The organism is Sporomusa aerivorans, assembly GCF_041428895.1.
GTDB lineage: Bacteria > Bacillota > Negativicutes > Sporomusales > Sporomusaceae > Sporomusa > Sporomusa aerivorans.
Map to the genome: position 1 here is coordinate 3,335,251 of NZ_CP156926.1, position 13,723 is coordinate 3,348,973.

Sequence of the window (13,723 nt, forward strand, 5' to 3'; positions counted from 1 at the left end):
CAGGGGGTGAACCGCAATTAGCAAAGAGACTTTAAAGATTAATGAGGAAATTCGAGCTAAAGAAGTCCGCTTGGTTAGTAGTGCCAATGAACAATTGGGAATTCTGTCTCTAAGAGATGCTTTGCGTTTAGCAGGAGAACAAAATCTTGATCTGGTGGAAGTTGCACCTACTGCTAAACCGCCGGTCTGCCGGATTATGGATTTTGGCAAATTCAGGTATGAGCAACAGAAACGGGACAAAGAAGTCAAAAAGAAACAAAAGGTTATTACTCTTAAGGAAGTTAAAATCCGTCCCAATATCGAGGATCACGATTTTAACGTTAAACTTAAAAATGCACAGCGTTTTCTTGAAGACGGCGACAAGGTCAAAGTAACCATCATGTTCAGAGGGCGCGAACTTTCTCACCCTGAACTTGGCAAACAAGTCCTGGTGAGAATGGCCAGCTTGCTTAAAGATATGGCTACTGTTGAACGCGAAGCTAAGCTCGAAGGTAAAAATATGATTATGATAGTAGCTCCTAAGCCCAATACTACGCAATCCAGCTCATAAATAGAAAGGGGATACCAACTATGCCAAAAATTAAAACCCGCAGAAGTGCTGCTAAACGTTTCAAAGTAACAGGCAGCGGCGAATTTAAACGCGCCAAAGCTTTTAAAAGCCACATCCTGGAGAAAAAATCTCCGTCCCGTAAACGCAACCTGCGTAAAGCAGCTATGGTTAGCAAGTCTGACCATGAGCGCGTAGTGAAAATGCTTCCTTACGCCTAAGTTTAAAACAATTTATTAGTAAATCAGGAGGTATGTGACATGCCAAGAGTTAAAAAAGGTGTTACTGCACATAGACGTCATAAGAAAATACTTAAATTAGCCAAAGGTTACCGTGGTTCCAAGAGCAAGCTGTTTAAAAAAGCTAACGAAACTGTGATGAAGGCGCTGTACTATGCCCGCCGCGACCGTCGCGCTAAAAAAGGCGATTTCCGTAAGTTGTGGATTACACGGATTAATGCTGCTGCCCGCATTAATGGCATTTCCTACAGTCAATTAATCAACGGCCTCAAAAAAGCCGGGGTAGAAGTGAACCGCAAAATGCTGGCCGATCTGGCGGTAAATGATATGCCTGCATTCGGCCAACTGGTGAGCACAGCTAAAGAGCAACTGTAAGAAAGAGATAACTTCCGGAAATATTTTCCGGAAGTTTATTTTTTTATGGTATATTTTTTATAAATATTGGAATTACTAGTAAGCAAATCCAGCTAGCTGACATAAAGGCTGAAAAATTTGATTTTTTAAAATTTTAATGCAATTAGCAGGTTTTTTTAGGGTCACAGCGAATAAAATATTATAACAAATTTTAACTTAAATTTAATATTGGCTTAATAAAACAAAAAAAGGAGGAGTTACCTTGGCCTTAGTAACAATGAAAGAATTGCTTCAGGATGCAAGAAGACGGAAGTATGCGGTTGGCGGTTTTAATGTATTTAACTTTGAGACCTTAGGTGCTGTTGTTGAGGTGGCAGAAGAACTCAAAACTCCCCTGGTGCTTGGCATTCCCGAGCGTTTGTTTAAATTTGTTGATGTTGATACTCTTAGTGCTGCAATGAACAAAGCCGCCCAAAGAGCTTCTGTGCCTATCGCACTTCATCTTGACCACGGTTACACTTATGAGGGGGTGATGAAAGCAATCCGCTGGGGATTCACTTCTGTTATGTTTGACGGTTCAGCCCTATCTTTTGAGGACAACTTAAAACGCACGAAAGAGATTACACGCATAGCCCATTCTCTCGGTGTTTCAGTCGAGGGTGAATTGGGCTATGTTGGTTGTTATGACAATAATAAGGATATAAATGAAGAAAATTTAGTTAAACCGGAGATGGCCCATAATTTCGTAGAAAGAACCAAAGTGGATGCATTAGCCGTTGCAGTCGGGACGTGTCACGGAATATACCGAGGCGGGCCCAAACTCAATTTTTCCAGATTATCGGAATTGAATAGTACAATTGATGTACCGTTAGTTATGCACGGTGGTTCCAAACTTACTAAGGAAGATTATCAAAGCTCCATAAAATCCGGAATCACTAAAGTCAATATTGCCACCGATATGTCAATGGCTGCCGGGGACACTATAAGAGCCGAACTTGCCAAAAATCAGTCGGCCAACTATATTCACCTCATGTCGATGGTAAAAAAAGGCGTTAAAGATTCAGTCCGCAGATATATGTTATCATTTGACTGCATCTCAAAAGCGATATAAGAATTGCAGAAACAAGATAATACCCCGGCGCTTAAGCGTGGGGGTATTATCTTGTGCTATTTTATTAAACTTCACCGTCATTTTCTTTGATGATCTTTACAGCTTCTTCAACGCGCGACTCGGGTACAAAAGCGGTAAGAGAAAAGGCATGGCCGCCAGCTACTCCATAACCGCGTGAACTAACCCCGCTTACGGCAGGATCAGCGCCCAGCAACACCCGTTCGGAATTATTCGTCTCGTTGGAAGTATTCATAGAGAATAATGTTAGGCCGGTTTGCGTGCCTGCCAGATTGGCCGTAGCGTCATTTTGCTCAGTGTCATAACTTACACCATGACGGCTGGCTCTTTTTATATAGGTATCATTTAAACCTGTTGCGGCAAGCGCTTTTGCCGCCGCCTGTGCTTTAGTGCTGGAGGGAAAATAGGAGATAACGGTCTGTTCTTTTTCTTGCATAGATTATCCTCCGCTATTTTATTATACAGGTGTGTATAGCGTTAATTTTTCATTGTTGGCGGTTCAGGGTTATTTTCACTGTAAGCGTCTAATCCATCCCTCAGCTTGTCTTGAATCCCGCCTGATGTCACCGGCCTTTTCGAATCGATATTTACAGCAGCAATATCTTTATTAAATATGTGCTGTAAGGTCTCACCCGTATCACCTGATGAATTCAATGTATCACCCCCTGCAAGTAGTTTATCCAAAAACTTGTTTAGTTTTCTTATTTTGGGTATAATTTTTAAGTATACTTGATTAGAGGTGGTAAATGTTGGAGGATAGAATCGCTAATCTGCTCGATATAAGCCAGTGGAAACTGACTCCGTATCAAATTCTGACGCTTGGCTTTGCAGGTTTAATTCTGATAGGAACGCTGCTTTTGATGACGCCTTTGGCCTCGGCAACCGGTCAACCATTGAGTTTTCTGGACGCTTTGTTTACCGCCACATCGGCTGTCTGTGTGACCGGTTTGGCAGTCGTTGATACCGGCACATACTTTTCGGTATTCGGTCAACTGGTGATAATCAGCCTTATTCAGGCAGGCGGTCTGGGATTTATGGCTATGGCAACCTTAATGGCTATCCTAATCGGCAAAAGGATTAATTTCCGTGAACGCCTGGTCATGCAGGAAGCATTAAATCAGTTGACGGTCTCGGGAGTCGTCCGGATAACGCAACATCTTATCAAAATAACTTTGCTGATTGAGTTTATTGGCGGCACAATTTTGGCCATTCATTGGTATGCGGATTTAGGGCTCCAAGGCATTTATTTTGGTTATTGGCATGCTGTTTCATTATTCTGTAATGCCGGCTTTGATTTGTTTGGCAGTATAACCGGCGAATTTTCCAGTGCAACCAGGTATGTTGACGATATTCTTGTTAACCTTGTTTTCTCGTTACTGATTATTCTGGGCGGCATAGGGTTTACAGTTATGGCTGATATCTGGACAAACCGGCGTTTTAGCAAACTATCGCTACACTCTAAAGCGGTGCTTGTAACCACTTTCGTGCTCACCGTTTTGGGTACCGTTGTCATCTTTTTACTTGAATATAACAATGTCAATACAATGGCCGGCCTATCCTGGAAAGGCAAACTTTTGGCCAGCTATTTTCAGTCGGTAACAACGCGCTCTGCCGGCTGGGATACTGTTAATATCGGACAGTTGACTGACGCCACGCTGTTTTTTATGATCCTGTTAATGTTTATTGGCGCATCACCGACCTCAACAGGCGGCGGTATTAAAACTTCAACAGCGGCAGTCTTGGCCGCCGCCATTTGGGCGCTGATCAGAGGGCGGAACGACGCGGAATTATTTGAGCGTCGCATTCCCTATTCCATTATTTATAAAGCTTTTTCCTTAATGCTGATTTCAGCCATCCTGGTCATTTTTGTCACAATGATGCTGAGTATCAGTGAAAATCAGCCGTTTCTCAAGTTATTATTCGAAACGGCATCCGCGTTTGGCACAGTCGGATTATCGACAGGCATTACATCAATACTTACCAGTACCGGTAAGCTTTGGCTGATCTTCACCATGTTCGCCGGACGGGTTGGTCCGGTGACACTGGCCTTGGCTTTAGCGTTGAAACACCGTAAGGGAAATATTCAATATCCTGAAGGGAAAATGATCATAGGATAGAGGGGAGTAGACAATGAAAAACAAACATAAACAATTTGCCGTTATTGGGTTAGGCCGATTTGGAACCAGTGTTGCCAGTGCCTTATATAAGCTGGGTTATGAAGTGCTTGCTGTCGATGCTGACGAAGAACGTGTCCAAAAGTTCAGCGAGGAGGTTACTCACGTTGTTCAGGCGGATACAACCGACGAAAACTCACTTAAGGCTTTAGGCATTCGCAATTTTGATGTAGTTGTTGTTGCCATTGGTGAAGATGTCCAGGCTAATGTACTGACGACATTACTTTTAAAAGACCTTGGAGTAAAACATATTGTGGCCAAGGCCCGTAATGAACTGCATGGTAAAATGCTTACCAAAATCGGCGCCGACCGGGTTGTTTATCCGGAACGGGATATGGGACAGCGTGTTGCCCACAACCTGGTATCCACCAATGTGCTGGAATACATTGAACTGTCACCCGATTTAAGCATTGTCGAGATTACATCCCCCCGGACACTAATCGGCCAAAGTTTGGCAGAAGCCAATTTGCGGGCAAAGTACGAAGTTAACGTGGTTGCCATTAAACGGGACGAAGAGGTTATTGTTCCGCCACAACCCAATGAAAAAATTAAAGACGGGGATGTTTTGATTTTTGTCGGACAAACTAAGGGTATTCAAAAGCTGGAGGAGTTAGAATGACAGAATTTATCTCCAGCCCGGCAAATAAATTGATTAAAGAAGTCGCCTCGCTTCATAACAAGAAATACCGGGATAATCTGGGGAAATTTCTGGCAGAGGGAGTACGTCTTGTTGAAGAGTGTGCGATTTCAGGCTGGCCAATTGAGTTTTGCCTGTATACGGAATCGGCAGCCTCGCATGATCGGACGCTGCGGCTAATAAAAAAACTGGCAGCGGCAGATTGTCAAATGATAGTCGTACCGGAATCTGTCTATAACAAGATTTCTGATACCGAGCAGCCGCAAGGGATTATGGCCGTACTAAAAAAACGCCGGTATGCTATCGAGGATATGATGTCTGCTGCCGGCAATAAACTGCCGTTATTAGTTATATTGGATGGAATTCAAGATCCGGGAAATGTCGGCACAATTATTCGTACGGCTGATGCGGCCGGCTGTACCGGTGTCATCGCTTTAAAAGGCTCGGCGGATGTCTATGCAGGTAAAACTGTACGGGCCGCAATGGGCTCGCTGTTTCATTTACCTATTGTCGAAGGTGTATCTGCAGCAGAACTGGTAACTATCCTTAATAAATTCCAAATAAACTTATTGGCTACTGGTTTGCAAAAAAAATCTGTTCTTTACTATCAGGCCAATTTTAACCGTCCAGTTTGTATAATTTTAGGTAACGAAGGGCAGGGCGTCAGCAAGGAGATGCTCGAAGCCGCCGATGCTTGTCTAAACATACCGCTTGCCGGGCAGGCCGAATCACTGAATGTCTCGGTAGCGGCCGGTATTATCTTATATGAAGCTATTAGACAGCGGGCAACCTTGTAATTTGCAAAATGCTATGTTATAATACGTTTAGCAATGACGGAAATTGCCAGTACAGGCAGAGAGGGTGTGTGGTCTTTCCATGGTGACCGCCGAATTCTTCTGGAGAATGTTTGAAGCTACCGGTTCCATTGCTGCATATCTGTGGTATAAACGGCTAATGATGCAATAATTCAATACGAGTTGAATTATAGTGCGATGACGGAGAGAGTACGTTAGGACTGTTTCTACAGGGAGGATGCTGCCGTAGATTGAGAGTGGCACCGAAACAGCTGACAGAAGTTCACTTCTGAGTACCCGGGCTGAAGAGGTTACTCTTGTGTAGGTCTGGCGTTTTTTCCGCGTTACGGGAACTTGAGTGAAATTTAGGGTGGTACCGCGAAGTCGAGACTTTCGCCCCTTGGGGCGAAAGTCTTTTATATTTATTTTAGGAGGTTAGTATGGAACAAGAGCTTAATTCATTAAGGGAAACCGCTCTTAAAGAGTTGGCGGATGTGACCGAAAAAGAGGCACTCAATGATCTAAGAGTTAAATATTTAGGAAAAAAAGGGCTCCTTACCGGGGTGTTACGCGGACTGGGAGCATTAAGTCCGGAAGACAGGCCACGCATTGGCCAGATTGTAAATGAAATTCGCAATGAACTTGAGCAGCGCATCGCTGCTACGCTTGAAGTAATGAAACAAGCCGATCTCGCCCGAAAACTGGCATCAGAGACTATTGACGTAACCCTGCCGGGACGCCGTGCTGAGCTTGGCCATTTACATCCCCTGACTTCGACTTTGAACCGCATTAAAGATACCTTTATGCGAATGGGCTTTGAAATTGCCGAAGGTCCTGAGGTGGAAAAGGATTATTATAACTTCGAAGCCCTGAATTTGCCACAAGACCATCCGGCCCGTGACATGCAAGACTCTTTTTATATTACCAGCGAGTTTCTTCTCAGAACACATACTTCGCCTGTTCAAGTTCGGACTATGCAGTCATCAGAACCTAATCAGCCAATTCGCATTATTGCACCTGGAAAAGTATACCGGCGGGATTATGACGCTACGCATTCACCCATGTTTCAACAGGTAGAAGGTTTGGTTATTGATAAAGGGATTAGTTTTGCCGATTTAAAAGGCACTTTGGAATTGTTCTCAAAGGAGATTTTTGGCAACCGTGTAAAAGTAAGATTCAGGCCTAGTTTTTTCCCGTTTACTGAGCCGAGTGCTGAAGTAGATATATCCTGTGTTATGTGTGAAGGCAAAGGCTGTCGTGTTTGCTCGGGAACAGGCTGGCTGGAGATTTTAGGTTCAGGAATGGTACATCCCCGGGTGCTGACTATGAGCAATTACGACCCGAAAAGAGTAAGCGGATTTGCCTTTGGTATGGGTGTAGAGCGTATTGCCATGTTAACATATGGTATTGATGACCTCAGGCTGTTTTTTGATAACGATATACGCTTTTTACGTCAGTTTTAGAACAGGTAAAGGGGGAAGGTTATGAGAGCGTCGATTAAATGGCTAAAAGATTATGTTGAAATAAATGAAACACCCGAGAAACTTGCTGATATGCTCACGATGGCTGGTATTCCCGTCGAAGCCGTCGAGTACCTGGGACAGAATATTTCCGGAGTAGTGACAGGTAAAATAATTGAAATTGGTCCTCATCCCGATGCTGATAAGCTATCGGTTTGCAAAGTTGATATAGGCACAGAAGTAGTTACGATAATTACCGGCGCCACCAATGTCCGGAAAAACAACATTGTGCCGGTAGCAACCGTCGGGGCTGAACTGCCTAACGGCACTAAAATCGAGCCGACAAAACTGCGCGGGATGCTTTCTAACGGCATGCTCTGCTCAACAGAGGAACTAAATATCGATAGCAAATTAGTATCTGCCGAGGCCCGAAACGGTATTTATATATTGCCCCAGGACACCGCCGTAGGTGTGGATATCCGTACTGCACTCGGCTTGGATGACGTTGTTCTTGAGTTTGAACTGACTGCCAATAGAGCTGATTGTTTCAGTGTCCTTGGCATTGCCCGAGAAATTGCCGTGTTAACAGGCGCAACCGTAAAAAAACCGATGCTTAATTTAAAAGAGGCCGGAACAGAAAAAGCGGGTAGTATGGCCAACATCCAGATAACCGATCCCAGTCTCTGTTCACGTTTTGCCGCCAGAATTTTAACCAATGTTAAAGTAGGCCCGTCGCCTGCCTGGCTGCAGCGCCGTATCCAAGCCGCCGGCATGAGGCCCATTAACAACATCGTTGATGTTACCAACTTTGTCATGCTGGAATTAGGCCAGCCGATGCATGCGTACGACTATAACCTGTTAGCCCGTCACAGCCTGGTTGTCCGCAAAGCCAATCCTGGCGAAAAACTAACAACACTGGACGGTATAAAGCGCGAACTCGAACCGGATATGCTGGTTATCGCCGATGCGGTTCAGGCTGTTGGTATTGCCGGGGTAATGGGCGGACTGGCAACAGAAGTTACTGCCAGCACGCAAAACGTCTTGTTGGAAGCCGCTGCGTTTAAGGGGGCAAGTATCCGCCGTGCCTCACGCGCTCTGGGGCTTCGTTCGGAAGCCTCCGGCCGGTTTGAGCGCGGGGTAGATATTGTCAATATAATTAAAGCTCTCGACCGGGCAGCCAAATTGCTGGAGGACATGGGGGCCTGTCAAGTATGCCCGGGCATTATCGATGTCTACCCTGACATGCAGCTGCCTAAACAAATTACGTTTACGCCGGAAGAGATCAACAAATACCTTGGAACTGAGATAACGGCCGCTACAATGGCTGATATACTTAAACGCCTGGAATTTGATGTGGATGCCGGTCCGGATAAGATTACCGTAACGGTACCGACTTGGCGCGGCGATGTCACTATACCGGCTGATATTTGCGAGGAAATCGCCAGAGTGTATGGGTACAATAATGTGCCGTCGACAACACCGGCCGGCAATATGGCTCAAGGGAAGCAAAGCTACTCCCAGACTGTAATTGACAGAGTAAAATCCGTTTTGACCGGCAGCGGATATGCGGAAATTATTTCCTTCAGCTTCTCTCATCCGGATGCTTTTGATAAACTAAACCTGCCGGCAGACAGTCAGCTTCGTCAAGCGATTAAAGTAATGAATCCAATTACCGATGATTTCCCTATTTTGCGTACTACCCTGCTGGGCGGGATGCTGGACACGGTTGTCCGCAATCTTTCCCGCAAAAATGAAGACTTGAAACTTTATGAGATTGGCTCCGTCTACTTACCGGAAAAATTACCACTTGCCGATTTACCCCAGGAACCGGTTATGTTGTGTGGAACCCTGGTAGGCAAGCGTCACCCGGTAGCCTGGAATCTGCCGAACGATACAGTCGACTTCTACGATGCGAAGGGGGCCGTCGAATCCATTTTGGAAGCCTTAGGCATATGTGGCTATAGCTTCGAGTCGTCTGAAACTGCCTCGTTACATCCTGGTAAAACCGCTGCAATAAAAAAAGAAGGCGATTGCTTAGGATTAGTAGGAGAAATTCATCCAATGGTGCTTGACGCCTATCAGATCAGTAAGAAAGTTTATTTATTTGAGCTGGATATAGCCGCGCTCGTTAAGTATGCGGCGATTAAACCTAACTATCAACAACTGCCGAAGTTTCCGGCTATTAACCGCGACCTGGCTGTAGTACTTCCGGAAACCATTTCTGTTAGTGACATAACACAAGCTATTATTGGCAGTGCCGGCCCGTTACTGACATCTGCCCAATTGTTCGACGTTTATACAGGTCAGCAAGTGGCCAAAGGTTCACGCAGTTTGGCGTTCTCTCTTACCTTCCAGGCTAAAGACAGGACTCTGACTGATGTTGAAATTGATGAACATTATAAGAATATAGTTGTTTTCCTGGAAAAAACTTTTACTGCAAAACTTCGTGAATAGTCCGGAATTCGTCTTTTGTATACAAACAAAAAATTCTTTACCTCTAACCATTCTTGTGTTAAACTGTTAACCGGGATGGACATATGCCGTAAGTGTCTGTGTTAAATGGATATTTACTGGAAGCAAGATCTGTCTGGTATGGACAGATCTTGCTTTTCTTATCCTGGCATTACGTTCTATGAAATAAGGAGAACATAATTTCAAACAGTGTTTCTTATCCTGATGGTGCAAGCCGCGTTTTCTTATCCGACAACTAACCCGCTCTAAGACTCCCACTTCTATTAAGTGGGAGTTATACACCTACGGGCACAGGCGAGCGGCTAAGTCCCTGGATAAGGGCGACTAACTTTCAGAAGGGGTAAAAACTCCAACTGAAGCTAAGTCTGCTTTATCGAGCAATACAATGGAGAGGTGAAAGTATGAATGTTTTCCGCACTAAAAGTATCGATCTGATAAAAGAAGGAGCCGGGCAAAAAGGATTAAAAAAGACCTTGGGAGCTTCTGATTTGATCTTGTTGGGTATTGGCTGTATCATTGGCACAGGCATTTTTGTTCTAACCGGTGTCGCTGCTGCTAAGTATGCAGGCCCCGGGATCATGCTATCATTTGTTATTTCCGGTCTTGCCTGTGCTTTTGCTGCATTGGCCTATGCAGAACTGGCGGCTATTGTGCCTATCGCTGGCAGTGCATACACATATAGTTATGCGGCGTTGGGCGAGATCATAGCCTGGATAGTCGGCTGGAATCTGATATTAGAATATTCAGTAGGTTCCAGCGCGGTAGCAGCCGGTTGGTCCGGCTACATGGTTGGACTGCTTAAATCGGGCGGTATTGAACTGCCCAAAGCCTTTACGGCGGTTCCGGCCGACGGCGGAATTGTGAACCTGCCGGCAATGCTTATAGCCCTGATTTTAAGTCTTTTACTGGTTCGCGGCACGAAAGAAAGTGCTACACTTAATAGGGTTTTGGTAGTGGTGAAACTTGTGGCGGTATTTATTTTCCTGGCGATGGCTGGTCCAAAAGTAAATCCTGCCAACTGGACGCCGCTTATGCCATTCGGATTCTCCGGAGTTGCTGCCGGTGCCGCCATTATCTTCTTTGCCTATATTGGATTTGATGCTGTGGCAACCGCTGCAGAGGAGTGCCGTAATCCCAACCGGGACCTGCCAATTGGAATTATCGGCTCGCTGCTTGTATGTACTGTTTTATATATTGTGGTAGCAGGCGTTTTAACCGGTGTCGTGCCTTATCAGGAGCTAAATAACGCCGAACCTGTCGCCTACGCGCTTCGCAGTATTGGCTACCACTTTGGCTCGGCTCTGGTGGGAACAGGCGCTATTGCCGGTATTACCACAGTTCTGCTAGTATTAATGTATGGACAAACACGGATTTTTTTCGCCATGTCCCGTGACGGCCTTATTCCCGCCGGCATCTGTAAAGTACACCCAAAATACGGTACGCCGCATGTTATTACCATGGTAGCCGGTGTAGCCGTTGCCCTTATCGCCGGTTTTACCCCTATTGGCATTATTGCTGAATTAACTAATATTGGTACCTTGTTTGCCTTTGTAGTTGCCGCGATTGGCGTGTTTGTACTCAGGTATACCCGACCGGATATTCCCAGGCCCTTCAAATGTCCGGCTGTACCGCTGGTAGCCCCGCTAGCCGTATTGTCGTGCGGTTATTTAATGTTTAACCTGCCTGTCGAAACCTGGATACGCTTTGGCATATGGTCGGCTATCGGTTTTGCGGTGTACTATGCGTACAGTTACCGCAACAGTGCCCTAAATAAAAGGAAAACCATCACTGAATAGTAGTATTAGGCGGGTTGTCCCGCCTTTTTCTTTTTTTCTTGCAGGAATTAGTTTTTTGCTGGTAGAAGTATATTCTGAAGAAATATTAGAGTTCAGGTGAAATATGTCAGATAAAAAAACTAAAATTACCGTTGAAATATACGGGGAAAGCTATGCGTTGAAAGGCGATGTGGAGCCGGAACGAATTATGCGCTTAGCGGCAATGCTGGATGAGCGCATGAAAAAAACGGCTAAAGCCAATCTCAGACTGTCGCCGACCAAAATAGCTGTATTGACGGCATTGAACATCGCTGACGAGTTTTTACGCTTAGAACAAGACTACCTGGAGCTTATTGAGTTGATAGAGAAGGATAAATAACACTTATTCAGCCTAATGCGGTATAACACCTCAACGTCATGTTAATAATACAGACAGAAAAGGAGGGGTACCGTGTTTGATACTGCTTCAATCGGCCCACTTTTAATGCGCCTGCTGCTTTTAAGTGCTGTTGCATTGCTTGTCGTTAGAATGATGGGCAACCGTACCGTGGGCCAATTGTCGCCATTTGATTTTGTCATAATGGTGGGCATTGGTGATATTATTGTCGCCGGTACTATGGATCAGAATCCAACGTTAGCTGCAGGTGTTGAAGCCTTGATTGTATTATTATTGCTGCAACAGCTGTTAGGGTATTTGGCCTTGAAGAATAAGACTTTACGCAAATGGTTTGAGGGAACTCCGGTTACTTTAATCCAGGACGGACGCATAATCAGAGAGAACTTTTCAAAAACCCACTTTAATTACGACGACTTACGTCAGGAGTTACATAAGAAAGGGCTTGACATGTCTGACCTGAATATGATTGAATCAGCGCGTCTGGAGAGCTGCGGCGAGTTCACCATGGTGCGTACGCCGGATACCGAACCGTTAACTAGGAAAGAGTTTGAGAACTATATCCAAAGCATCTATGACAACCCGCTGAGTCTAGCTGGCGAAAAATGGGCAAAAATCGAAACATTTATGGATGATGTCCGGTTTTTAGCGCTGGAGTTGCGGGAAAAACACAAGTACGAAGCAAAAAACGCCGCAGAAAAAACAATAAATACCGAAACAGAACTGCACTAACAGAGGAAGGGATATCCCTTCTTCTTTCTTATGCTGAATGCAGTACATTAGAAATTCTGCGACTCCATAATTTGTACTAACATCAAGGATAGGCGGTTTCTACTATTGCGAGTATTATTAATTTTCATTGACGGCTTTGGCCTAGGCTTTAATAACCCGGAAACCAATCCGTTGGCACGGTTTGGTTTGCCAAGCGTGGAAGAATTATTCGGACTGCCTTTGACGCAAGAATCCGGTATTATTATTAAGTCAGACCGTTGTTTGATTCCTATTGATGCCACGCTGGGGATAGAGGGGTTGCCGCAAAGTGCAACCGGACAGGCTGCTTTGCTTACCGGCGTAAACACGGCCAGTATTATGGGCCGTCATATCCAGGCTTTTCCCGGTCCTTGCTTGGCAAAGATAATTACCGAACACAATCTCATGAAAAAACTTGCTATGCTGGGACTTGCGGCTACCTCAGCTAATTTATACCTGCCCAATTATTTTGAACTGGTGGCTATGCGTAAACGCCGGCATTCAGCAATTACGCTGGCAGCGCTTAGTACCGGCATGTCGCTTAGATCATTGGCGGAAATTCAGAATGGATACGCTGTGTATCAGGATATTACCAATGAATTGTTACCGGAATTTGGAGTTGCTACTGTCCCGGTAATCAGCCCGCAGCAAGCAGCACAAAATTTGGTTAATATTTCCAGGAAATATTCTTTTACCATCTTTGAGTATTTTCAAACAGACAGGGCCGGCCATAAACAAAATTGGCAGGCTGCTCAAAGCATATTAGGCGTATTGAATGAGTTTATCGGCTGGACTTATAAACTGCTGCCGGGGGATACATTCTTACTCATAACAAGTGATCATGGAAATTTTGAAGACATGAGTGTTAAAACACATACGCTTAATAAGGTTCCGCTTATTGCCCTGGGTAGCGGAGTGCAAAATATTGTAAGCAATATTTCTGATTTAACAGGAATTGCTCCCTCAATAATTGAGGCTTTAACGAAAGGATGAAACCA

The 13,723-nt window shown here is 44.9% G+C and carries 15 protein-coding genes; 13 read left to right on the forward strand and 2 right to left on the reverse strand.

Annotated elements, in window-relative coordinates; all coding sequences use genetic code 11:
* Positions 1-16 precede the first annotated feature (16 nt).
* The 4 genes from infC (at position 17) to SATMO3_RS15830 (ending at position 2,251) form a co-directional block, all read left to right on the forward strand.
* Positions 17-550, forward strand: a complete 534-nt coding sequence (gene infC / locus SATMO3_RS15815; RefSeq protein WP_371381727.1) for a translation initiation factor IF-3 — start codon at positions 17-19, stop codon at positions 548-550.
* Between the two features lie 20 nt (positions 551-570).
* Entirely contained in the window at positions 571-768 is a 198-nt protein-coding gene (gene rpmI / locus SATMO3_RS15820; protein WP_371370696.1) for a 50S ribosomal protein L35, read from the forward strand.
* Between the two features lie 39 nt (positions 769-807).
* Positions 808-1,161 carry a 50S ribosomal protein L20 gene (gene rplT, locus SATMO3_RS15825; RefSeq protein ID WP_371370697.1) on the forward strand — a complete coding sequence of 118 codons (354 nt, stop codon included), beginning with the start codon at positions 808-810 and terminating at the stop codon, positions 1,159-1,161.
* A gap of 241 nt (positions 1,162-1,402) precedes the next feature.
* Positions 1,403-2,251 (forward strand): ketose-bisphosphate aldolase, encoded by an 849-nt coding sequence (locus SATMO3_RS15830; RefSeq protein WP_371370698.1) that lies wholly within the window; start codon positions 1,403-1,405, stop codon positions 2,249-2,251.
* A 64-nt stretch (positions 2,252-2,315) separates the two neighbouring features.
* Here the strand turns inward: SATMO3_RS15830 and SATMO3_RS15835 are convergent, their stop codons facing one another.
* Both SATMO3_RS15835 and SATMO3_RS15840 read right to left on the reverse strand, forming a co-directional pair.
* A complete protein-coding gene (locus tag SATMO3_RS15835; RefSeq protein ID WP_371370699.1) occupies positions 2,316-2,705 on the reverse strand; it encodes a hypothetical protein in 390 nt (129 codons plus the stop codon).
* A 41-nt stretch (positions 2,706-2,746) separates the two neighbouring features.
* On the reverse strand, positions 2,747-2,923 hold the full coding sequence (locus tag SATMO3_RS15840) for a hypothetical protein (protein ID WP_371370700.1): 177 nt from the start codon (positions 2,921-2,923) through the stop codon (positions 2,747-2,749).
* 92 nt (positions 2,924-3,015) lie between these two features.
* Here SATMO3_RS15840 and SATMO3_RS15845 point away from each other — a divergent pair, with 92 nt between their 5' ends.
* The 9 genes from SATMO3_RS15845 to SATMO3_RS15885 all read left to right on the forward strand — a co-directional run bounded on the left by SATMO3_RS15845 (position 3,016) and on the right by SATMO3_RS15885 (position 13,718).
* Positions 3,016-4,386 (forward strand): TrkH family potassium uptake protein, encoded by a 1,371-nt coding sequence (locus SATMO3_RS15845; RefSeq protein ID WP_371370701.1) that lies wholly within the window; start codon positions 3,016-3,018, stop codon positions 4,384-4,386.
* A gap of 13 nt (positions 4,387-4,399) precedes the next feature.
* Positions 4,400-5,062 carry a TrkA family potassium uptake protein gene (locus tag SATMO3_RS15850; RefSeq protein ID WP_371370702.1) on the forward strand — a complete coding sequence of 221 codons (663 nt, stop codon included), beginning with the start codon at positions 4,400-4,402 and terminating at the stop codon, positions 5,060-5,062.
* On the forward strand, positions 5,059-5,877 hold the full coding sequence (locus SATMO3_RS15855) for a TrmH family RNA methyltransferase (RefSeq protein ID WP_371370703.1): 819 nt from the start codon (positions 5,059-5,061) through the stop codon (positions 5,875-5,877). The genes SATMO3_RS15850 and SATMO3_RS15855 overlap by 4 nt, the downstream gene beginning before the upstream one ends.
* Positions 5,878-6,314: 437 nt before the next feature.
* Positions 6,315-7,337: a phenylalanine--tRNA ligase subunit alpha gene (gene pheS / locus SATMO3_RS15860; protein ID WP_371370704.1), complete on the forward strand. Its 1,023-nt coding sequence runs from the start codon at positions 6,315-6,317 to the stop codon at positions 7,335-7,337.
* 21 nt (positions 7,338-7,358) lie between these two features.
* Positions 7,359-9,788: a phenylalanine--tRNA ligase subunit beta gene (gene pheT, locus SATMO3_RS15865; RefSeq protein ID WP_371370705.1), complete on the forward strand. Its 2,430-nt coding sequence runs from the start codon at positions 7,359-7,361 to the stop codon at positions 9,786-9,788.
* Positions 9,789-10,207: 419 nt separating this feature from the next.
* A complete protein-coding gene (locus SATMO3_RS15870; RefSeq protein WP_371370706.1) occupies positions 10,208-11,602 on the forward strand; it encodes an amino acid permease in 1,395 nt (464 codons plus the stop codon).
* 103 nt (positions 11,603-11,705) lie between these two features.
* A complete protein-coding gene (locus SATMO3_RS15875) occupies positions 11,706-11,960 on the forward strand; it encodes a cell division protein ZapA (protein WP_371370707.1) in 255 nt (84 codons plus the stop codon).
* A gap of 72 nt (positions 11,961-12,032) precedes the next feature.
* Positions 12,033-12,707: a DUF421 domain-containing protein gene (locus SATMO3_RS15880; protein WP_371370708.1), complete on the forward strand. Its 675-nt coding sequence runs from the start codon at positions 12,033-12,035 to the stop codon at positions 12,705-12,707.
* 105 nt (positions 12,708-12,812) lie between these two features.
* Positions 12,813-13,718 (forward strand): metalloenzyme, encoded by a 906-nt coding sequence (locus SATMO3_RS15885; protein ID WP_371370709.1) that lies wholly within the window; start codon positions 12,813-12,815, stop codon positions 13,716-13,718.
* Positions 13,719-13,723 lie beyond the last annotated feature (5 nt).